Raw genomic sequence first — 20,151 nt, forward strand, 5'->3', positions numbered from 1 at the left:
ATTGATCGGCGCCCCGCATTCGGGTTAGGCTTCGGCGAGTAACGGCCTGCGCCGCATGCCGGGCCGGGCGTTTTTACCTCGAATGCCGCGTGCAGGTAGCGTCTACAGGCGCGCGATCGTGCGACGAGCCAAGCCGATGACCCTCCAGAACCGATCGAATGCGCGCGGGCAAACCGCGTTTCCCGCCAGTGACGCAGCGCGCACGCCACTGCGATCCATCGTGGCGGCTGCACTGTTGACGCTGCTGCCGCTCGCCGCGCATGCCGCGGGCTTCGACTGCGCGAAAGCCGCGTCGCCAACCGAGAAGGCAATCTGCGCGAACGCCGCGCTGTCGAAGCTCGACGGCGATCTGGCGGTGGCATGGAAGCAGGCGCTCGGAAAAGGCGGTGACACGGCCGCGCTGAAAGCCGCGCAGTTGAAATGGCTCAAGCAGCGCGACCGGTGCGGCGGCGACGAGCAGTGCCTCGGCGACCGCTACCGCGAACGGCTCGCGAGCCTGAACGGCAAGCCGCTGGCCGCCGACCGCTGGCAGCAGACGTGGTACATGACGAGCGACAACCCGTCGTTCGGCGGCGTGCTGACGTTCACCGGCACGGCGCCGCGCCTGCATTTCGAGCTGAGCGGCAACAACGGCGCGAATACGGGCGGGCTCGATGGCGACATCGTGCTGCACGGCGACAGCGGCACCTATCGCCAGGACAAATGCCGGCTCGATTTCGAACGGAAGGGCGGGCGTATCGGCATCACGCAACACGGCGCGGATGTCGATTGCGGTGCGGGCTCGGGAGTTTTCTACGGCGGCCAGTATGTGACCGCGTCGCAGTTCCAGGCCAAACCGGCGGCCGACCTGCTGAGCCTCAAGGTCGTCGACGACGCGACGCAGAACGCGACCGCGCACAAACTGCTCGGCGCCGATTACCAGACGCTCGTCGACAACGTCAATTACAGCGCCGACGAAAAGGATCTCGACGGGCTGAACGCGCATGTGGCGTCGTACTGGGTGCGCGGCATCGCGACGACGAATGCGGCGATCGTGATGCGCCGCGGTAACGACCTGTGGATCGGGCTGCTCGTGTTCGACGCGAAGAACGATGTCCGGATGCGCTATTACACGAACGTGCCGGCGTGGAAGAAGCGCGTGCCGAAGACCATCCAGGCGTGGCACGACAATCTCGACAAGACGCTGCCGGTCGACGTGATGCAGTGATTGACGGGCAAGCCGGGCAGCCGAAGGCGCCCGGTGCGTCTTTATTTCTTAAGTCCTGCCCGAGCGTGTGCAGGCGCCGCGGCCGATTCCCGCGTGCGCAACTCCGGCAGCACCGCATGACCCGGCCCCGTTGCGCCGTTCTCGAGCGCGTCGAGCAACGCGTGCGCGGCCTGGCGCCCGATCGCGTTGGTGTCGACCCACATCGTCGTCAGGGGCGGCTGGATCTCGCGCGCGAGCGCGATGTCGTCGAACCCGGTGATCGACAATTGCGCGGGCACGTCGATGCCGAGCGCCTGCGCCTCGAGCAACGCGCCCAGTGCGAGCGCATCGTTGCCGCAGATCACGGCCGTCGGCCGCGTGGCCGCGTCGCTGTCGGCGATCGCGCGCAGGCTCGCCCGCCCGAACGCGATCGTGGCCGCGCCTTCGTGCTGATGGACGGGGCGCACCGCGAGCCCGTGCGCGGCCAGCGTGTCGTGAATGCCGCGCAGGCGGGCCTGCACACGGTCGTTGTCGGCGGACGGCTGCATGATGATCGCGAAATCGCGGTGGCCGAGGTCGAGCAGGTGGGTGGTGAGCTGCGCGAACGCCGCGCGATTGTCGAAGCCGATGCAGCAGTGCGGGCTGTCGTCGCGATACGCATAAGTGACGACGTACGGCACGCGGTGCATCGCAAGCAGTTCGAACAGTTCCGGCGGATACGCTTCGCCGACGAGCGACACGGCTTCCACGCCGCGCGACAGCATCGCGCGTACTTGGTCGAGCGCCTGCGCCGGATCGTAGTTCGAGCAGCCGAGGAACAGCGTGATGCCGTGCTCGGCCATGACCGTCTGCATGCCCGCGACTTGCGATGCGAACACCTGGTCGTCGAGCGTCGGAATGATCGCGCCCGTGATGTGGGTGCGCGTGGACGCGAGTGCGCGGCCCGCCGCATTCGGGATCCAGTTCAGCGCGCGCGCCGCGTCGCGCACGCGTTGCTGCACGTCGGCCGACACCTTGCCGGGATCGTTGTACACGCGCGAAACGGTCGCGGTCGACACGCCGGCCAGCTTCGCGACATCGCCGAGCACCGAGCGGCCGCTGCCGCGGCGCGCGCGCGGCGCGCCGCCACGGGACGGGGCGCGCTCATCGGGCGACTCCCGGCATGGCGGTGGTGGCGGCGCTACGCGTTGTCAAATGCGTCAATGTTTACCCTCGATTCATGGTGGCGCCGCTTGCATTCTCGCTCGACCCTGTGAGAATGTAAGCGCTATCTTGGCGTGCTTCCACATTATGTCAGACCCATATTCTATCCATATCGTGAAATTTTCATCGACGACGGCCATTCCGGCCTTTTTGTCCGTCTCAAATGTAAGCGGTTACATTCGGAAATGAGCAACATCTGTCCACCGCGCATCGCCGTCGTCGGCAGCGTGAACATCGACCTCGTCACACGCGCGCCGCGCCTGCCGGTGCCGGGCGAGACGCTGCTCGGCACCGATTTCCAGACCGTCCATGGCGGCAAGGGGGCGAACCAGGCGGTCGCGGCCGCGCGCCTGGGCGCGTCGGTCGCGATGATCGGCTGCGTCGGCGACGACGCATTCGGTGCGCGCCTGCACGACGCACTGTCGGCAGAGGGCATCGACGTGACGCACCTGGACCGGATCGGCGGTACGGCGACCGGGGTGGCCACGATCACGGTCGGCGAAGGCGGCGCGAACAGCATCGTCGTCGTGCCCGGCGCGAATGCGCGCCTCGATGCCGACCGGATCGACGCGGCGCGCGAAGCGATCGCCGGGGCCGCGATGCTCGTGAGCCAGCTCGAAGTGCCTGTCGCCACCGTGGCGCGAGCCATTGCCTGTGCGTCCGCGCACCGCACGCCGGTGCTGCTCAATCCCGCGCCCGCGCAGCGGCTGTTCGACGCGCTGCTCGCACGGGTCGACTACCTCGTCGTCAACGAGACCGAAGCCGAGTCGCTGACCGGCATCGCCGTCGGCGACGATGCGTCCGCCGTGCGCGCCGCCGATGCGCTGCGCGCGAAGGGCGTGGGCAACGTGCTGGTCACGCTTGGCGCGCGCGGCGTGTGCTGGCGCGGCGGTGCGGGCAATGGCCGCCTGCGGGCGATGTCGGTGGTCGCGGTCGATACGACCGCGGCCGGCGACACGTTCGTCGGCGGGTTCGCGGCCGCCCGCGCGGGCGGCGCGTCGATGGACGACGCGATCGGCTTCGGCCAGCGCGCCGCCGCGATCAGCGTGACGCGCTACGGTGCGCAGACCTCGATTCCGACGCGCGACGAAGTGGCGCGCCTGGAACCCTGAATTCCGCATCAGACGGACAGGCCGGAACCGGCCGACATCACTGACATGGAGACAACCGCAATGAACGAAACCCCGACCATTCCGCCCGCTCCGCCGCGTATCCGCCGCGGGCAACGCATCGCGCTCGCGCTGTTGATGGTGAGCGGCATCGTCAACTACCTCGATCGCGGCACGCTGGCCGTCGCGAGTTCGGCGATCCGCGCCGATCTCGGCCTGTCGCTCGCGCAAATGGGGCTGCTGCTGTCGGCCTTCTCGTGGAGCTACGCGCTGTGCCAGTTCCCGGTCGGCGGCCTCGTCGACCGCATCGGGCCGCGCCGGCTGCTCGGGATCGGCCTGATCGTGTGGTCGATCGCGCAAGCGGCGGGCGGCATCGTATCGACCTTCGGCTGGTTCATCGTCGCGCGCATCGTGCTCGGCATCGGCGAGGCGCCGCAGTTCCCGTCGGCCGCGCGGGTGGTGAGCAACTGGTTTCCGCTGCGCGCACGCGGCACGCCGACCGGCATTTTCAACGCCGCGTCGCCGCTCGGCACCGCGCTTGCGCCGTTGCTGCTGTCGATCCTCGTCGCGTCGTTCGACTGGCGCTGGGCGTTCATCGCGACGGGCGCAGCCGGTCTCGTCGTCGCCGTCGTCTGGTTCGCGCTGTATCGCGATCCGGTGCGCGCGCAACTGACCGCCACCGAGCGCAATTATCTCGACGCCGACGCGCAGAGCACGGTCGCGGCGCCGAAACTGACGTTCGCCGAATGGCGCGGCCTGTTCTCGCACGGCACGACCTGGGGGATGCTGATCGGCTATTTCGGTTCCGTGTACCTGAACTGGGTGTACCTCACCTGGCTGCCGGGCTACCTGACGATGGAGCGGCACATGAGCCTGATCCGCACCGGCTTTGCCGCGTCGGTGCCGTTCCTGTGCGGGTTCGTCGGCTCGCTGCTGGCCGGCTGGCTGTCGGACCTGGTCACGCGCCGCAGCCGTTCGCCGGTCGTGAGCCGGCGTAATGCGGTGGTGGTCGCGATGCTCGGGATGGTCGCGTTCACGATTCCCGCCGCGCTCGTGCAGAGCAATACGGTGGCGCTTGCCTGCATTTCGGTCGTGATCTTTCTCGCCAACGCGGCGTCGGCCTGTTCGTGGGCGCTCGCGACGGCAGCCGCGCCGCCGAGCCGCATCGCGTCGCTCGGTGCGATCCAGAATTTCGGCGGTTTCATCGGCGGCGCGCTCGCGCCGATCCTCACGGGCATCATTGCGCAGAAGTGGTCGTTCGTGCCGGCGCTTCTGGCGGCCGCGGCGATCGCGTTCGCCGGTGCAATGGCGTACCTGCTGCTGGTGCGCAAGCCGATTCCCGAGCAGGCCGCGAACGCTGCATCCAGACCGTTGCCGGCCTGAGCACGCGGCATGCGCCACGCATTCACTGAAGCAAGGAGAAACAGATGCAACACCCGCAGCAATCGAACGTGACCATCGAGGGCATCGTTCCGGTGATGCTGACGCCGTTCGACGACGCCGGCGCGATCGACTACGCCGGGCTCGAACGGCTCATCGAGTGGTACCTGGCGCACGGCGCCGACGCGTTGTTCGCGGTCGCCCAGTCGAGCGAGATGCAGTTCCTGAGCCTCGCGGAACGCGCGGAACTCGCGCGCTTCGTGGTCGAGCGGGTGGCCGGGCGCGTGCCCGTCGTCGCGTCCGGACACATCAGCGACGATCTCGACGCGCAGGCCGAGGAGCTGTGCGCGGCGGCCGAATCGGGCGCGCAGGGCGTCGTGCTCGTGACCAACCGACTCGATCCGCAGCGCCAGGGCAGCGCCGCGCTGCTCGACCATCTGCACCGGCTGCTCGCGCGCTTGCCGTCGGACCTGCCGCTCGGGTTGTACGAGTGTCCGGCGCCTTACCGGCGGCTGCTGTCGGATGACGAACTGCGCGCGTGCATCGATACGGGCCGCTTCGTGATGCTCAAGGACGTGAGCTGCGACCTGGAGACGGTGAAGCGGCGGGTCGCGCTCGCCGAGGGCTCGCCGCTGAAGATCCTCAACGCGAACGCCGCGATTGCGTGGGACGCGATGAAGGCGGGTTCCGCCGGCTTCAACGGTGTGTTCACCAACTTCCATCCGGACCTGTACCGGTGGTTGCGTACGCAAGGGGAGTCGAATCCGGCGCTGGCCGACGAGCTGTCGACGTTCCTCGTCGTCTCGGCGGTGTCGGAAGCGCTGGGGTACCCGGCGCTCGCGAAGCTCTATCACCAGCGGATCGGCACCTTCGCGTCGATCCGTTGCCGCGTGATCGACTACGACGTGCGTGAACGGTTCTGGGCGCTCGATGCGGTGCTCGACAAGATCGTGGCCGGGACCGAGCATTTCCGGCGAAGGATCGCCGCGTAATCGTGCGCGCGCTGCCGTCCGAGGTTCACGGTGCGAGACGGGGAACCGAACCCGGCGCATGCTTGCGCACTGCCGAGCGTGAGTGAGGTTTCCAGCCGGGACACCCTGCGCGGCGGCGCGAGCCGGTCGATCCATTGACCGGCGGCCGCCGCCACGATCGTCGGTCGGCCCGGACGCTCGTCACTTGTTCGCCAGCGTGCCGCTGCTGTTGGCACCGCCGAACAGCCGTGTCAGGTACTGCGTGTTCGAATTCATCTTGGCCATCAACGCGTTGAGTGCCGTGAACTGCGCCTGGTACTGCTTGGTCAGTTGCGCGGCGTAGTCGGCCAGATTCGTCTGTTGCTGCGTGACGCGCTTCAGGTCGGCGCCCAGTGCGTTCGTGCGCAGGTCGATCATCCCGCCGCTCTTCGTGAAGGTCGCGATCTTGTCGGTCAACTGCTTGCCCATCCCGTTCGTCGAGTTGAACAGGTGCGCGACCCCCGATGGGTTGCCGGTCAGCGCAATGTCGAGCTTCGCGCTGTCGGCCCTCAGCGTGCCGTCCTTCTCGAGCGAGACGCCGATCGCCGCCAGGTTCGTGTGCCCGTTGCCGTCCTTGTTGGGAACGCCGCGCGCGACGATCGACGCCAGGGCGTTGCGGATCGTGTGCAGTGTCGAGTCGCCGATCAGCGTACCCTGCGTGCTTGCCCCTGGCGTGTAGCTCGACAGCGCGCCCATCGTCTTGACGACGGCGTTGTACAGGTTCACGAAATTCGTGATCGTGGCCGCCTGCGACTTCGTGTCGGGGCTGATCGTCAGCGTCTGCGTATCGGTTGCGCTGACCGCAGCCGCCGACAAGTTCAGCGTGACGCCGTTCAGCACGCCCGACACCGTGTTGCTCGCGCTGGTCGACGCGATGCCGCTGACCGTGAACTTCGCGTCCTGCGCGGCGGCGCTTTGCCGCCACGCGGCCGCGCCGTTCGCCGAATCGATCTTCGACGGGCCGCCCGTCGTGTCGGCCGTCGACGTGACGCCGAGGTTCGACAGTCCGTTGTCGTTGGCCACGTTGCCGACCGCGACGCTGATGGTGCTCGCCGAGCCCGTCTTCGACGACGCGAGCACGAGGTGCGCGCCGTCGGTGCCGTTGATGACCGTCGCGCTGATCCCCGGGTTGTTCGCCGCGGAGTTGATCGCGGCCGCGATGCCTGACAGCGTGTTGTTCGTGCCGTTGACGTCAACCTTGAACGACTGGTTGCCGAGCGACAGCGTCAGTGTGCCGGTGCCGAGCGGCTTCTTCCCGTCGACGCCCGACGAAGCCAGCGCCTGCGCGGTCGCGATCTGCGTGACGCCGACCGTGTAGGTGCCGGCAACCGCGCCTGCACTCGGCGTTGCGGTCAGGCCCTTGCCGCTCGCGACCGCGGTGAACGTCGACTGCAGCCCGCCGTTCGCCAGCGTGGCGAGGCCCGCCTCGAGCGCGCCCAGCGCGGACGACAGCGCGCCGAATGCGGAAATCTGCGTGGTGCCGGTCTGCTGCGACGCGGCGAGCGCCGCGGCCCGGCCTGCCGTCTTTGCGTTCACCAGCGTCGTGACGAGCAAGCCGACATCCATCGACGCATTGCCGGTCGAGCCGTTGATGATCGATTGCGCCGCCTGTTGCAACAGGCTGTTCGTGTTCGCGCTGCTGTTCACAGGCGTGTTCGTTGTCATGGGTGGTCTCCGGTTGAAAGGCGATCCCGTGACGAGCGTGTCGACGGCCTGCGGCGATGCGCCTGCGGGCCGTGTCCGGAGCGACGCGTTCCGGGAGTCACGGGAGTGTCGGGAAAACGTAAGGTCGTGCGCTATCGTATATTTAAATCTGCACTAGTTAGTAATTTTTTGTAATGATTGTTGGGAAAAGTGTGGTTGGAAATGCGATGGTGGAGTGCGGATTAAAGGATTGAGATTTTTTGCCGTAAACACATCGTTTTGATTGTATTTATTGATGGATTTTTACTGGAATTTAAAACCTGCAGAGAGCGTGAATGTTTGATGAGTTTTTTCGCTTGCTCTGCTAAACACTGGATCGGTCGGCAGTGTGCGGAAAGTGTTCTTCTTTGCTGCCATCGGGTTGAAATCCTTGCCCACTGGACTACCTTCGCCGCGGATGACGTCAACCCGCTTGCCCGTGAAACGATTTCGTTTGCCAATACGCATTTCCAGTCCAGACGTCTTTTCCCGGAACAGGGGGCTTCGCAGATTGGAAAGAAAGTCGAGTGTTAAACTTAATTCACATATGGCAGGCTTGTACACATAACATATCGTCGAATGGCGATCGAGATACTTTGTCGTGGCCCGTGAGCACTAATTGGCGCTTCAATATCGACGGGGCACGGAAGCTGGATATGAAGGGGCGGTTTCATGTCCTTGGAACATAAGAGCAGATCCATTGGGTCGGATTCATTGCTCCAGCGTCGCGGCCTTGTTTCGCTCGATTGTCCACTTTGGTGTGACAGCGAATCTTGTTTTGACGGATTGATGATTTGTGCGGAGACAGTAGACTGCATCCGTGCTTCGCCAGAACCGATCCGGAGCGCGCCACGAGCGGCGCGCCCAGACGGATTCTTCGGCGGCGGGCCAGCCGGCTTGCTGTCCGATCGTGCGAGGAGTGGTTCGTTGCCGACCTGGCGCGCCGATTCGGCGCATCTCGGCACCGGACGCATCAAACCGTCAATTCAAGGGTGATTGTCATGCGTTACGTTTCACTGGAGTCGAAGAAGGACGAGCTGCTGCTGGCGGCTCGCGTGCTGTTGATGATCCTGTTCGTGCTGTTCGGCTGGCAGAAGCTGACCGGCTTCTCGGGCACGGTCGCGTACATGGCGTCGACGGGGAACCCGGCGCCCGAGCTGGCGGCCGCGATCGCGGTGGCGGTCGAGCTGGCCGGTGGCCTGCTGATCGCGATCGGCTTCTACACGCGTCCGCTCGCACTGGTGTTCGCCGCCTATACGCTCGCGACCGCGTTGATCGGCCATCGCTACTGGGCGTTGCAAGGGATGGAGCAATACATGGCGATGATCAACTTCTACAAGAACGTTAGCATCATCGGCGGGCTGCTGTTGCTCGCACTGACCGGGCCGGGGCGCTATTCGCTCGACCGGAAGTAACGCGGGGCGCGGTTTTCCGCAGAGGTGACGGCCCGGTGCGTGCAAGCGCACCGGGCTTTGCTTTTGGGCGATCTTCGTGAGGCGGCGCCGCCGCGGCTTGCTCGCGCGCAGGGGCGGCCGCGCGGCGTGTCGGCGTCGCCGGCAGAGCGGGCGTCGTCCCGGTGGACGGGGGCGCCGTGCCGAGCGCCGGCCGCGGCGCACATGACGCACGTCCGTCGCGGGGTTGCCGATCTGTCATCACGCCGTACCGACTGTCATACTCGGCTATGCTCCCCGCCACCCGGGCCCGAGCGTCGAACGCGACCTCGTGCACTTCCAAGTCACCCGAATGACCGCCCATGCCAAACCCGACCTCGTCGACTGACCTCCCGACCGTCCTCCTCATCGGCGCCGCCGGCCTGCTCGGCCGCGCGGTGGCCGCATCCCTGGCCCGTGAATCGTCGCTGAACCTCGTCGCGACCATCCGGAACCCGCAGAGCGCAGGCGCAAAACGCCTGGCGCTGCCCCCGGAAAACCTCGCCGAACTCGACGTCCTCGACGAGCCAGCCCTCGAACACCTCTTCGCCACCTGCCGACCGGCCGCCGTGATCATCTGCGCGGCCGAGCGCCGCCCGGATGTCTGCGAACGCGATCCCGCGGCCGCACGCGCCATCAACGTCACGGCCCAGGCCCGCATCGGCGTGCTCGCCGCGCGCTACGGCGCATGGACGCTCGGCATCTCCACCGATTACGTTTTCGACGGCAAGGCTGCCCCGTACCGCGAGGACGCCGCGCCGAACCCGCTGAACATTTACGGCCGCACGAAGCTGGAAGGCGAGGCGGCGCTGCTCGCCGCGTCGCCGCTGTCGTGTGTGCTGCGCCTGCCGCTGCTCTTCGGCCCGATCGTCGACTGGAGCGAATCGGCCGTCACGAGCCTCGTGCCGGCGATCGTCGCTGCCGCTCGGCCGGGCGCCGACGCGGTCGGCATGGACGCATGGGCGATCCGTTACCCGACGTATACGCCGGATGTCGCGGACGTCATCCGCGACCTCACGCTGCGCCATCTCGCGGGCGCGTCGATCACGGGCCTTCGTCACTGGTCGGGCGAGGAGCCGATGACGAAGTACGACATTGCGCAGCGGATCGCGGCCGCGCTCGGCATCGAAGCCGCGCTCAAGCGAATCGACCAGCCGACCGACGCGACACCGCGCCCATATGACTGCCACCTGGACGCATCGCGCGTGCGTGCCGCCGGGATCGACCACGCGACGCCGTTCGATGCCGCGCTACGCGCCGTGCTGCGAGATGCGCCGCAGGGGCTGTAGGATCGGGCGCCCGTCGCGGCCCCCCACCTTCTTGTCGCCATTGAAGATCATTCAATGGCGAAGCCAATTATCAAGACCGACCGACGTGCGACAGAATGCGTACCAGGCTTTCCAGCATGGACACGAAGCATGCATTTCGACCACGCCACCATCGTTACCGATGACATTGACGGTACACGCCGCTTTTTCGATGAGGTCGTCGGTCTCGATACCGGGCCTCGACCGCCGTTCAGGGTCGACGGCTACTGGTTGTACCTCGATAGCCGCCCGATGATTCATGTCACGCGCGCAACGCTGCCTGCGCGCGAAGGCCGCAGCACGCCGCGCATCGATCACATTGCGCTTCGCGTCGACACGCATCACGAGTGGGCGACGTTGATCGATCGACTGTCCAGCAGTCGGATCGACTACTCGTTGAGCGAAGTACCGCTGTCCAATGAGTTGCAGTTGTTCGTGTCCATTGCGCCGGGGGTTTCCGTCGAATTCGTGACGACGCTCGGCGCCGACAAGCTGTACGGGATTCCGAACGGATGACCGGATCTGCCGAATCGTCTTGCGAAACACATGGCGCTTGCCGACTTTGCCGGCGACAGGCGGCGACAACGGCGATTCGGCGTGGGCGGCACAACCCTTGGCCGCAAGCGGTATTCAGAACATTTGACGCGTGCGACGGGCACTGCTTCACGCTCGGGAACACGCTTTTGATCGGAGGAAACGAGCGATGCAATTCGATGGACAAAACGTGCTGGTGGTCGGCGGAAGTTCCGGGATCGGCGAAGCGGCCGCGCGGGCCTTTGCGGCGGGCGGGGCGAGCGTGACGATCGCGTCGCGCGACGCGGCCAGGCTGGCGGCGAGCGCAGCGAGGATCGGTCACGGCGTGCGAACCGGTGTGATGGACACGACCGACGACACCAGCGTACGTGCATTTTTCGATTCGGCGGGCGAATTCGACCACGTTGTCGTGTCGGCCGCGCAGACACCCACCGGTCCGATGCGTGGTCTCGCGCTCGCCGATGCGTACGCGGCGATGGACAGCAAGTTCTGGGGAGCCTATCGCGTCGCGCGGGCCGTACGTATTCGGCAGGGCGGGTCGCTGACGTTCGTGTCGGGCTTCCTGAGCGTGCGGCCGAGCAAGACCTCGGTCCTGCAAGGCGCGATCAACGCGGCGCTTGAATCGCTGGCGCGCGGGCTTGCGCTCGAGCTGTCGCCCGTGCGGGTGAATACGGTATCCCCGGGCCTGATCGCGACGCCGCTCTGGTCGAAGCTCGATGCGCAGGCGCGGGACAGGATGTACGAAGGCGCTGCGGCGCGCTTGCCGGCCGGCCGTGTCGGTCAACCCGAGGACGTTGCGAACGCCGTGCTCTACCTCGCGTCGACCCCGTACGCGACCGGCTCGACGGTGCTGGTCGACGGAGGCGGTGCGATCGCGTAGCGGCCCGGTCGGTTGAAGTTCGAATCGAGGCGCGTCGCAGGTTGACCGTGCGCGCGTGCCCGGATTCCGCGCGCCGTGTGCGGCGCCGGATGATCTCGGGCGCGCGGGCGAGCATGAGCGTCTGCGCCGCAACCGTTTTGGGGCGCAGGCGTATTCGAGATGCCGTCAGCGCTTTCTGGTGTCAGCAGGCGGCGATCGTTTCGATGTCCGTACCGAATCGTTGTCCGGCATGTCGAGGCCGGACGAGCGGATCGTGTGCGACAACGCTTCTTCAAAACGCTCCATGGCAGGCGTGAACGTCTTGCCGCGACGCCAGCGCAACGCGGCGATGCGCGACAGGCCATCGTCCGCGATCGTCGCCGCCACGATCCTCGAGCGGTGCGGAATCGCGAGCGGACTCGCGATGGTCGCGTAGTCGGCGCGCTCGACGAGCCGTATCAGCGAGTCGACATTGGCCGCCTCGACCCGCACGTTCAGCGTAACGTTTGCGCCAGCACATGCGGTGTCGATCTGCCCGCGCATGGCGAACGTCCGATTCAGCAGCGCAAGCGGATGCGTCGCCACTTCCCGCAGGCTGACGGTCTTCCGGATCTTGCGACCGGCGGATCGCTGCACCAGCGCCAGCCGTTCGATGAACAACGTTCTCTGCTCGATGTCCGCATGCGACAGATGGGAGAACGACACGCCGATGTCCAGTTCATTTTCCACCAGCCCCTGGTCGATCGCCGCAGCCGGAAGTTCCTGAACGGACACGTATAACTGCGGGTGTCGTGCGAGCAGGGCCGATATCGTCGGCATGACGAGCGATCGTGCGTACGTGTCGATCGCACCGATGCGCAACGCGCCGTGAACTTCGCGCGAGCGGTTTCGGACATTGGCCAGCGTCACATCGAGTTTCGACAGGATCGGCTCGACTTCCGCGAACAGATCCGCCCCCGCTTGCGTCAACAGTATCCCGCGGCCCACCCGATCGAACAACGTCACGTCGAGCAGATCCGCCAACTCGCGCAGATGCTGGGACAGTGCGGGTTGAGTGAGGTGCAGCCGAGCTGCGGCTCGCGTCACGCTGCCGGCGCGAGCGACTGCAATGAAGCTGCGCAGCAGGCGAAGATCGATCGCTGAATGCATAACGGATCCTGATGAATCAACACGCAAAACATTAATTTACATCAGGCACACCGAATCCTAACCTCCCGTCGATGCATTCTTTCAACGGAGGTGAAGAGATGCCGCATCTGATCATCGAAGCCACGCCCCACATTGCGCGCCTGCTCGATTTCCGGTCATTGATGGGGGCGGTGCACGAACAGCTCGCCGCGCAAGGGCACGCGTTACTCGCCGAATTGAAGAGTCGTGTCTATAAGGCCGATCAATTCCTGTCCGGCGATGACCCGACACACGAATTCATCGTCGTCAGGCTATTGCTGACGAAACCGAGGAGCGAGCCGGTACTGAACGACATGGGGAGACTGATCCACGACGTCGTGCGAGATGCCGTCGAGCGGGTCGAACCGGCGTTCGGCTGGCAGTGCTGCGTACTCGTATGCGATTTCAGCGGTGCGCCTTACATCAAGACGGTCCGTGACGGCACCCGCTCCGACACCGGCGCGTCTGCATGACGCGGCCCGCGTCGACAAGAATTCATGGAGACAGCAATGGACATCACGCGCAGCACCGGGTGCGATACGCCCGACGAACGAAAGGCAATGCCGGCAGACAGGTCGCCGGAGTATCTCGACGCACTGTATCGGCGCATCGGTTGGAAGCTGATGCCGGTGCTTCTGGTGGCACAGGTTCTTGCGTATCTCGACCGGGTCAACGTCGGGGCCGCGAAACTGCAGATGGCGGGCGAGCTCGGATTGAGCGACACCGTCTACGGTCTCGGCGCCGGTTTATTCTTCATCGGCTACTTTTTGTTCGAAGTGCAGAGCAACCTTCTGCTGCATCGGGTGGGTGCGCGCGTGTGGATCGCCCGCATCATGGTGACCTGGGGCATCGTCTCGGCGGCTGCGGCATGGGTACATTCTCCCGGCACGTTCTATTTGCAGCGGCTGCTGCTCGGCGTGGCGGAGGCCGGATTTTTCCCCGGCATCGTGCTGTATCTGACCTACTGGTTTCCTGCTCACCGGCGCGGTCGGATGACGACACTGTTCATGAGCGCGACAGCGGTCGCAGGCATTGTCGGCAATACGTTGTCGGGCTGGATCATGACGCATCTCGACGGCTTCGGTGCGCTGTCCGGATGGCAATGGACGTTCGTGATCGAAGGCCTGCCGACGGTCGGCGTGGGGCTCGCGGTGCACTATCTGTTGCCGAGCCGTCCGACGGATGCGCGCTGGCTGTCGCCGGACGAGACGGACGCGGTATTGCGAAGCCTCGAGGTCGATGCGGGTCATACCGTGGATGCGCGGCGCGCACCCCGGTTGCCGGCATCGGAGATGGCGTTGCTGACGACGATCTATTTCCTGCTTCTCGTCGGTCTGTACGGGATCGGCTTCTGGCTCCCGACGCTTGTCAAGGAAACGGGGCTGACGAAACTGTCGTGGATCGGCCTTTGCAGTGCAATTCCCTATCTGATCGCGGTGCTGGTGATGAATATGGGCGCCCGTCGCGCGGACCGCGGTGGCAACTGGGCAGCCTATGTTGCGGGGGGCGCTTGCATGGCGTCGGCCGGTTTCGTCGTGAGCGCGTTGTTCAGCGGCGTTCTGCCTGCCGTGATCGCGGGGCTCTCGCTGGCCGCTGCGGGCACGCTGACGGCGCTGCCGCTGTTCTGGCACCTGCCGACCATGCGATTGACCGGCGCGGCCGCGGCGGCGGGGATCGCAACGATCAATTGTTTCGGAAACCTGGCGGGATTCGCGGGGCCGATCGTGTTCGGATGGTTGAAGGATCGCCTTCACGATGCGACGGCGCCGACCTTGCTGCTGGCACTGAGCGCTTCGGCGGCGATGGCGCTCACCGTCGCGTACCGAAGGATATCGACGCATTGAGGCGCGGCAGGCCGAGCAGGCTTGCCGTATCCGGACGGAACACCGATTTTTTGGTCTGGATTGAAAGTCTATTCATTTCAAGGCCCATTTTCAAAGCGGGACCGATTTCCGAAAATTGGTTGTACGCGCATCAATCTGCGTGACATTCCAAACCCGTTCATTCGTCATCATGCATCGCGTTGCGGTGCGAGAGACGCGCTTGCGCGTCATGAGGAGATTGTCCATGGCAATTCAAATCGATCATGTGGATCGTGATCCGGCCGAGCAGGCGCCCGATCAACCGGCGCGCCGTTCCTTCCTGACCAAGGCCGGAATCGGCACGGGCGCGTTCGCCGTCGGTGCGATGCTTCAATCCACCGGGGTCGGTGCGCAAACGGGCAGCACCGGATCGAAGCCGGTAGCCGCGCCCGCGCAGGGGGAATTCTGGCCGAACGGTGCACGGCTGGTCATTTCGATTTCGATGCAGTTCGAGGCGGGCGGGCAGCCGCCTAAGGGTGCCGACAATCCGTTTCCGAAAGTCGATTTCCCGGCGAGCGTTCCCGCCGATCTTGCCGCGCAAGCGTGGTTTGCGTACGGGTATCGCGAGGGAATTCCCCGAATGCTGGATCTGTGGGATCGTCACGACGTGAAGGTGACGAGTCACATGATCGGCGAGGCGGCGAAGCGGCATCCGCAGGTGGCGCGCGAAATCGTGGCGCGCGGCCACGAAGCGGCGGGCCATGGGCCGACGTGGAACTCGCAGTATGCGATGTCGCGACCGCAGGAACGCGAGTTTCTGATCCAGGCGCGATCGATGGTCGAGGAGGTGACGGGCCAACGTCCGATCGGCTACAACGCGAACTGGCTGCGACGCGGGCCGAACACGCTGTCGCTGCTGCAGGAGCTGGGCTACGTTTATCACATCGATGATACGAGCCGCGACGAGCCGTTCATCGAAAAGGTCAACGGCAAGGATTTCGTCGTGATTCCGTATACGCTGCGCAACAACGACATCCTGCTGGTGGAGGGGCGGAATTACTCGCCTGAGAAATTCCTCGAACAGATCAAGTTCGATTTTGATCAGTTGTACGAGGAAGCGGGAACGCGTCGGCGCATGATGTCGATCAGCGCGCACGACCGCATCAGCGGCACGCCGCAGATGACGCGTGCATGGGATGCGTTCCTGCGTCATGCAAAGAGCCATCCCGGCGTTGTGTTCATGCGCAAGGACGACATCGCGCGGTTCGTCCTGCAAAGCCCGATTACGGTACGCGAAAGCGAGACGATCTAGCGGGTTGCACCGGCGCCTTCGCACCGGTTCGAGCGTGCGAATGCGCTGGACGACGCTTGGCTTGTCGCCCGTCGCATCGGCGAAGTGGCTAAGGGGCGCTGATTCAGTGCACGCATCCGGATTACCTGGCGGCCAATCCGACGACTCGTACGGTTGACGATTGACGGAAGCATCGCCTCATGGCGTTTCGCATGCCGACCACGGGCCGCGACCGGCCACTCGAGTTCGTCGAACACCGGCGAACGGTCGCGCTGACCATCGAGTCCCGCTTCCGCATCAACCACGGTGAAGCGCTCGCCGAAGCTGCCGCGCCCTGGCGCGGGCCTCGCACGGTTCCCCCGAGTTTCTCGCCAGAACCCACCTGCGCAGCGGCACGCTCGTGGCCGCCGCAGTGACGCCGATGGCGATTGCGGTGACCGCTTTCGCGTCCCGGCTTGATCGACGCGAGACGGCACAAGCGAATCGCACCGCCCGCTTTCCAGCCTGAATGACCCAAGTCGCACCACTGTCGGATTCAATCCGTTCATCGAGCATCGAGTACTCACTCAAGGAGCACGTCATGAAAACCCGCACCGTCCTTTCCGCCGTTTCCCGCATCGCGCTGGCGGCAGCCACCGCCGCTGCCGCGTTGCCTGCCGTTGCCGCGACCGGCGACGATCTCGTGCAGCCGAAAACGCTGATCGTCGACAAGAGCCTCTCGAAGCGGCAGGCCGAGCAACAGATCCGCGCGGCACGCCTTTACGATACCTTCTGGAGCACGGGCGACGAGGCCCAGGCCCGCGAGGCGCTGGCGGCCGATTTCACCGACCGCACCTTGCCCGTCGGTCGGCCGCAGGGCATCGCCGGGCCGTTGGCTGCATCGCAAGGCTTCCATCGCGCCGTGCCGGACGTCCACGCCGACGTCGAACAGATGATCGTCGCCGGCGACCGCGTCGTCACCCATCTGCACTTCACCGGTCATTTCACCGGCACCTTCAACGGCGTGCAGGGCAACGGGCAGGCGGTCGACTTCATCGCCACGGACATCTATCGCATTCGCGACGGCAAGATCACCGACAACTGGCATCTCGAAGACAACCTGACGTTCCTGCAACAGCTCGGCGTGGTCGCCAAGTAAGCGGGCGGGGGCCGATCCTGCCGATCGGCCTTTTCCTCGCCGGTCCGCATCGCGTTACCATGCCCGGTCCTCGCGGCGCATCGCGCGGCACAATCCAACATCCCTTTCGCGCGACGCGACCATGGACAATCTCGGTGACATTCGCCTTTTCGTCGAAGCAGCAAGCCTGGGCAGTCTTTCGGCGGCCGGCAGAAAGCTCGGACTGTCCCCCGCAGCGGCGAGCGCCCGGCTCGTCAAGCTCGAGGGAGAGCTCCACACTCAGCTGTTCGAGCGTTCGACCCGCAAGCTGCGGCTCACGGATGAAGGTCGTCTGTATCTCGTACATTGCCAGCATGCGCTGCAAACGCTCGAAGATGCGCGTGCCGCGTTGCAGGCCGGGCGCGCATCGGTGAGCGGGGCGTTGCGCGTATCGGCCACTTCCGATTTCGGGCGCACCGTGCTGCGTCGATGGCTCGACGAATTCAACGAACGCCATCCGAACGTCACGCTGACGCTCGTGCTCTCAGATTCACTGTCACACTTGCTGCAGGACGATATCGATCTTGCGATCCGGTTCGGCGTGCCGGCGGACAGCTCGATGGTCGCCAAGCGCATGGCCGACAATCGCCGCGCGCTATGCGCGTCGCCGGACTACATCGCCGAGCACGGGATGCCGAACCATCCCGACGATTTGCGCGAGCATCGATTCATCGTCCTTTCTTCGGCGGCCGGCGCGGCGAACAACTGGCGTTTCGCGCGCGACGGGGAGACCGCGTCGTTCACCGCGCCGCTCGACCGTTCCCGTCAGACCAATGATGGTTCCCTTGCCCGCGAATGGGCGATCGAGGGGCGCGGGGTGGCAATGAAATCGATCTGGGACATCGGCGCCGATCTTCAGGCCGGGCGGCTCAAGCTGCTCCTGCAGGAATGGCGCTGCCCGGACGTGCCGGTGAACGCGCTGTTTCAACGAACGCTTTATATGGCGCCGCGCGTGCGTACATTGCTCGACTTCCTCGAGCAGCGGTTCTCCGAAGCTTCCGACGCGCTGGCGCCGTTTCTGCGGTAGTTTCCCGCGATCGCAGGCTTTCTGCGTTCGTCGAGGTGGCGCGTGAAGACGTTCGATTCGGCCCGCGTTCGCCGATTGAGCACGAAGGCCGTCGCGATGCGGGTTGGCGCTGTCCTTGCAGGCGCCGAAGGTGGTCGGGATGAAAAATACCCGGCAACGTTTGGCTCGTAGCGGCAAGCACGGCTGCTCGATGGATACCGGAACGGGAGTGCGGCGGGCCGCGGGCTGGGATGTCATGACGCGCAGCGCCGACACCACAGCCCGCGACGGGGCTGGATTCGGAAGTCAATCCAGCCCCGTGCTCCACGTATTGATAATCGTCGAGCGTTTAAGGTCGATTAACGAATGGCAAAGCGGGTTGCCGGCGAGCCATTCGAACAATTGTTTCCGTAGATAAACAGATTCCTGTTTTCCGAATACGCTTGGTAAATAATTGAATAAACTTCCTTCGCGCTGAACGAGTAGATGCCGTCGTTAATGGTCACCAGCAGGTTGCCGGTGGCGTCGGTTTCGATCTTGTCGATCTTGCCGGCCTTGCAAAGCGCCTGGGCGGACGCGCACGTGGAGGCGAGCATCAGTGCTGAAAACAGCACGGTTGCAATCTTCTTCATGACTTTCCTTTGATATTGAATGATTTATGCGATTTGACGACATCGGTCACGTCCGGGAAGACAGGTATGCCTTTCCGGATTGCTGATTCACAAATGCGTGGAAATCAACGGTGGCCTGACAAGGTGGAAACTTTCGCGACAAAGCACGAATGAAGCGATTCGTGCTGCGCCTCCGTATCTCGTTGATCTTTGAATCACGGTGTTGCGGCGCACAACACAGATTATTTAGTTGATTTTGAGTGCGCCAATCGTATTAATTTATCGTTAATAAAATTCGATAATTTTTGTTTGAATTTGATTTTATTGAATTATGCGGGATGTTGTTTTGTTTTTGATTGTTTCGATATTTAAATAATCGACGGCGAATATTGATTCGACGGTTGATGGTGTGGCGGGCGAAGCGCATGGGCGTTCATGTGGGATCGAGCGTTCGGGTGCGTGGTTCGCCTGGCGCGCGGACTGCGCAGCGCATATCCGTCGATACTGCAGCCGGCGCCGGCCGAATTGATTCGTGCCGCCCCGGAAAGACGCTACACTGCGCCAGTTCCCGACCACACAGGGAGCATCAGGACACCGGGCCCGCGTATTGCAAACAGGTGACGATGTAATCGCCCGCCCCCTGACAGATTCGAACAAATCACGAGAGAAAGAGAGGGCCCATGCTGACACGTCTTCGTATCGGACTCGATCGCGCACGCGACCTGCGCGAAGCGGGACGTCCGTCTCCCATCCAGCCGCGGCCGCTGCCGAGCGAGCTGGTCGACCTGAGCGCGCAGCGCGCGACATGGCGCGTGGTCGTTCCCGGCCAGGCCGACTGCTACATGGCGGCGATGCCCGCCGAAACGGAGCGCTTCGTCGTGCATCTCGACGCGCAGAAGTTCTATGGCCGGTGGCTCGGCACGAGCCCGGCGTTTCCGCAACTGAATTCGCAGGACTGCGTGCCGCGCCGCGTCATGCCGCTCGACAGCAAGTACGCGTCGGCCGCCGCCGCGTTCCGGGCCGGCCGCCTCGAACCGGTGGCGCTGCCGCCGGTCGGTTACTGGCTCGAGGGAAGCGGGTACGAAGTCGCGATGAGCAACGGCATGACGCGCACCTTCTGGCTGCTCGCCAACCGTGTGCGATCGTTTCCGGTCAGCGTCGACAACGCGACGTGGGCCACGATGCTGAACAACATGGCCGGCGTCGGCATCGCGCCGATCGCGTTCCGCGAACTGTTTTCCCGGCACGCGTAGGTCGTTCGCCGGGATCCGGCGCGCCCCGGCGGCGCCGGATCGCCACCCGGTTTGACACGCCGCGTTCGCGGCCATTAAAGTCGCATCGCGGGCCGGTGGGTCAAGCACACGCCCGGAACAGGCAGCCGATGTTCCAGGACTACGGGGCTACCCCGTGGATCAGA

The 20,151-nt window shown here is 64.9% G+C and carries 19 protein-coding genes; 14 read left to right on the forward strand and 5 right to left on the reverse strand.

Translation table 11 applies throughout. The features are described from left to right. The first annotated feature begins 136 nt into the window (after nt 1–136). Nucleotides 137–1,207, forward strand: coding sequence for a lysozyme inhibitor LprI family protein (locus LXE91_RS33305; protein ID WP_046196788.1), 1,071 nt, complete (start codon nt 137–139; stop codon nt 1,205–1,207). Between the two features lie 41 nt (nt 1,208–1,248). On the opposite strand, the gene LXE91_RS33310 is transcribed toward LXE91_RS33305, so the two are convergent. Then, the gene (locus tag LXE91_RS33310; protein WP_278068178.1) at nt 1,249–2,274 is read right to left on the reverse strand and encodes a LacI family DNA-binding transcriptional regulator; all 1,026 of its coding nucleotides are present in this window, start codon (nt 2,272–2,274) and stop codon (nt 1,249–1,251) included. Nucleotides 2,275–2,574: 300 nt separating this feature from the next. On the opposite strand from LXE91_RS33310, the gene rbsK reads away from it, so the two are divergent. Genes rbsK through LXE91_RS33325 form a run of 3 tightly spaced genes read left to right on the forward strand, consistent with a single transcriptional unit; the run spans nt 2,575 to nt 5,870 of the window. Beyond that, complete coding sequence (gene rbsK / locus LXE91_RS33315; protein ID WP_039355284.1) at nt 2,575–3,501, forward strand: ribokinase; 927 nt, start codon at nt 2,575–2,577, stop codon at nt 3,499–3,501. Between the two features lie 45 nt (nt 3,502–3,546). Next, a complete protein-coding gene (locus tag LXE91_RS33320; protein WP_371295164.1) occupies nt 3,547–4,881 on the forward strand; it encodes an MFS transporter in 1,335 nt (444 codons plus the stop codon). 44 nt (nt 4,882–4,925) lie between these two features. Next, nucleotides 4,926–5,870, forward strand: a complete 945-nt coding sequence (locus LXE91_RS33325; protein WP_039355280.1) for a dihydrodipicolinate synthase family protein — start codon at nt 4,926–4,928, stop codon at nt 5,868–5,870. Nucleotides 5,871–6,050: 180 nt separating this feature from the next. Here the strand turns inward: LXE91_RS33325 and fliD are convergent, their stop codons facing one another. Then, a complete protein-coding gene (fliD, locus tag LXE91_RS33330; protein WP_039355278.1) occupies nt 6,051–7,553 on the reverse strand; it encodes a flagellar filament capping protein FliD in 1,503 nt (500 codons plus the stop codon). 282 nt (nt 7,554–7,835) lie between these two features. After that, complete coding sequence (locus LXE91_RS33335) at nt 7,836–8,135, reverse strand: hypothetical protein (RefSeq protein WP_135370802.1); 300 nt, start codon at nt 8,133–8,135, stop codon at nt 7,836–7,838. A 437-nt stretch (nt 8,136–8,572) separates the two neighbouring features. Here LXE91_RS33335 and LXE91_RS33340 point away from each other — a divergent pair, with 437 nt between their 5' ends. From LXE91_RS33340 to LXE91_RS33355, 4 genes are all read left to right on the forward strand, one after another. Continuing rightward, nucleotides 8,573–8,986: a DoxX family protein gene (locus tag LXE91_RS33340; protein ID WP_039355276.1), complete on the forward strand. Its 414-nt coding sequence runs from the start codon at nt 8,573–8,575 to the stop codon at nt 8,984–8,986. Between the two features lie 338 nt (nt 8,987–9,324). Then, a complete protein-coding gene (locus LXE91_RS33345; protein WP_039355223.1) occupies nt 9,325–10,290 on the forward strand; it encodes a dTDP-4-dehydrorhamnose reductase family protein in 966 nt (321 codons plus the stop codon). A gap of 129 nt (nt 10,291–10,419) precedes the next feature. Then, nucleotides 10,420–10,824 carry a VOC family protein gene (locus tag LXE91_RS33350; protein ID WP_039355221.1) on the forward strand — a complete coding sequence of 135 codons (405 nt, stop codon included), beginning with the start codon at nt 10,420–10,422 and terminating at the stop codon, nt 10,822–10,824. 187 nt (nt 10,825–11,011) lie between these two features. Further along, nucleotides 11,012–11,722: an SDR family oxidoreductase gene (locus LXE91_RS33355; protein ID WP_039355220.1), complete on the forward strand. Its 711-nt coding sequence runs from the start codon at nt 11,012–11,014 to the stop codon at nt 11,720–11,722. A gap of 165 nt (nt 11,723–11,887) precedes the next feature. Here LXE91_RS33355 and LXE91_RS33360 read toward each other — a convergent pair whose 3' ends face one another. Then, complete coding sequence (locus tag LXE91_RS33360) at nt 11,888–12,877, reverse strand: LysR substrate-binding domain-containing protein (RefSeq protein ID WP_141716949.1); 990 nt, start codon at nt 12,875–12,877, stop codon at nt 11,888–11,890. A 71-nt stretch (nt 12,878–12,948) separates the two neighbouring features. Here LXE91_RS33360 and LXE91_RS33365 point away from each other — a divergent pair, with 71 nt between their 5' ends. The 5 genes from LXE91_RS33365 (at nt 12,949) to LXE91_RS33385 (ending at nt 18,144) form a co-directional block, all read left to right on the forward strand. Further along, on the forward strand, nt 12,949–13,341 hold the full coding sequence (locus tag LXE91_RS33365) for a 5-carboxymethyl-2-hydroxymuconate Delta-isomerase (RefSeq protein WP_039355217.1): 393 nt from the start codon (nt 12,949–12,951) through the stop codon (nt 13,339–13,341). Nucleotides 13,342–13,377: 36 nt separating this feature from the next. After that, nucleotides 13,378–14,712, forward strand: coding sequence for an MFS transporter (locus tag LXE91_RS33370; protein ID WP_223274473.1), 1,335 nt, complete (start codon nt 13,378–13,380; stop codon nt 14,710–14,712). Nucleotides 14,713–14,941: 229 nt separating this feature from the next. Next, a complete protein-coding gene (locus LXE91_RS33375) occupies nt 14,942–15,982 on the forward strand; it encodes a polysaccharide deacetylase family protein (protein WP_371295206.1) in 1,041 nt (346 codons plus the stop codon). A 559-nt stretch (nt 15,983–16,541) separates the two neighbouring features. Beyond that, entirely contained in the window at nt 16,542–17,099 is a 558-nt protein-coding gene (locus tag LXE91_RS33380) for an ester cyclase (protein ID WP_039355211.1), read from the forward strand. A gap of 121 nt (nt 17,100–17,220) precedes the next feature. Beyond that, nucleotides 17,221–18,144, forward strand: coding sequence for a LysR family transcriptional regulator (locus LXE91_RS33385; RefSeq protein ID WP_039355210.1), 924 nt, complete (start codon nt 17,221–17,223; stop codon nt 18,142–18,144). A gap of 338 nt (nt 18,145–18,482) precedes the next feature. Here LXE91_RS33385 and LXE91_RS33390 read toward each other — a convergent pair whose 3' ends face one another. Further along, on the reverse strand, nt 18,483–18,755 hold the full coding sequence (locus LXE91_RS33390) for a hypothetical protein (protein WP_039355209.1): 273 nt from the start codon (nt 18,753–18,755) through the stop codon (nt 18,483–18,485). Between the two features lie 659 nt (nt 18,756–19,414). Here LXE91_RS33390 and LXE91_RS33395 point away from each other — a divergent pair. Continuing rightward, a complete protein-coding gene (locus tag LXE91_RS33395) occupies nt 19,415–19,987 on the forward strand; it encodes a plasmid fertility inhibition factor family protein (protein WP_039355208.1) in 573 nt (190 codons plus the stop codon). Nucleotides 19,988–20,151: the final 164 nt, after the last annotated feature.

Source organism: Burkholderia contaminans (assembly GCF_029633825.1).
In the GTDB taxonomy this organism is placed as follows: Bacteria; Pseudomonadota; Gammaproteobacteria; order Burkholderiales; family Burkholderiaceae; genus Burkholderia; species Burkholderia contaminans.

Excerpts from the sequence above, each read along its gene's own strand:
- LXE91_RS33305 (WP_046196788.1), top strand. The coding sequence starts at position 137 with ATGACCCTCCAGAACCGATCGAATGCGCGCGGGCAAACCGCGTTTCCC.
- rbsK (WP_039355284.1), top strand. The coding sequence starts at position 2,575 with ATGAGCAACATCTGTCCACCGCGCATCGCCGTCGTCGGCAGCGTGAAC.
- LXE91_RS33320 (WP_371295164.1), top strand. The coding sequence starts at position 3,547 with ATGGAGACAACCGCAATGAACGAAACCCCGACCATTCCGCCCGCTCCG.
- LXE91_RS33325 (WP_039355280.1), top strand. The coding sequence starts at position 4,926 with ATGCAACACCCGCAGCAATCGAACGTGACCATCGAGGGCATCGTTCCG.
- fliD (WP_039355278.1), bottom strand. The coding sequence starts at position 7,553 with ATGACAACGAACACGCCTGTGAACAGCAGCGCGAACACGAACAGCCTG.
- LXE91_RS33340 (WP_039355276.1), top strand. The coding sequence starts at position 8,573 with ATGCGTTACGTTTCACTGGAGTCGAAGAAGGACGAGCTGCTGCTGGCG.
- LXE91_RS33345 (WP_039355223.1), top strand. The coding sequence starts at position 9,325 with ATGCCAAACCCGACCTCGTCGACTGACCTCCCGACCGTCCTCCTCATC.
- LXE91_RS33350 (WP_039355221.1), top strand. The coding sequence starts at position 10,420 with ATGCATTTCGACCACGCCACCATCGTTACCGATGACATTGACGGTACA.
- LXE91_RS33355 (WP_039355220.1), top strand. The coding sequence starts at position 11,012 with ATGCAATTCGATGGACAAAACGTGCTGGTGGTCGGCGGAAGTTCCGGG.
- LXE91_RS33365 (WP_039355217.1), top strand. The coding sequence starts at position 12,949 with ATGCCGCATCTGATCATCGAAGCCACGCCCCACATTGCGCGCCTGCTC.
- LXE91_RS33370 (WP_223274473.1), top strand. The coding sequence starts at position 13,378 with ATGGACATCACGCGCAGCACCGGGTGCGATACGCCCGACGAACGAAAG.
- LXE91_RS33380 (WP_039355211.1), top strand. The coding sequence starts at position 16,542 with ATGAAAACCCGCACCGTCCTTTCCGCCGTTTCCCGCATCGCGCTGGCG.
- LXE91_RS33385 (WP_039355210.1), top strand. The coding sequence starts at position 17,221 with ATGGACAATCTCGGTGACATTCGCCTTTTCGTCGAAGCAGCAAGCCTG.
- LXE91_RS33390 (WP_039355209.1), bottom strand. The coding sequence starts at position 18,755 with ATGAAGAAGATTGCAACCGTGCTGTTTTCAGCACTGATGCTCGCCTCC.
- LXE91_RS33395 (WP_039355208.1), top strand. The coding sequence starts at position 19,415 with ATGCTGACACGTCTTCGTATCGGACTCGATCGCGCACGCGACCTGCGC.